1 protein-coding gene is annotated in these 337 nt (G+C 62.3%); it reads right to left on the bottom strand.

Annotated features, from left to right (window positions below):
• A partial coding sequence (locus HWX76_RS36495; protein ID WP_208458942.1) for a hypothetical protein occupies positions 1-337 on the bottom strand: 337 nt, incomplete at both ends.

The following is a 337-nucleotide window of genomic DNA, read 5'->3' as shown; positions in this document are numbered from 1 at the left end:
TGTCGACCTCGACTTCGACGGGTCTCTCGTCGGCCAACAGCTCGATCACCTCGCTGTCCACATCGACCTCGACGGGTCTGTCGTCGGCTGACAGCTCGATCACCTCGCTGTCGACTTCGACTTCGACCGGCCTCTCCTCGGCTAACAGCTCGATCACCTCGCTGTCGACTTCGACCTCGACCGGCCTGTCCTCGGCTGACAGCTCGATCACGTCGCTCTCGACTTCGACGTCGACGGGTCTGTCCTCGGCGAACAGCTCGATCACGTCGTTGTCCACCTCGACCTCGACCGGTCTGTCCACCGCTAACAGCTCGATCGATTCGCTGTCGACCTCGAC

This window comes from Burkholderia sp. BCC0398, from assembly GCF_902833245.1.
GTDB classification, from domain to species: Bacteria; Pseudomonadota; Gammaproteobacteria; order Burkholderiales; family Burkholderiaceae; genus Burkholderia; species Burkholderia sola.
This window is presented reverse-complemented; position numbering and strand designations above follow the sequence as displayed.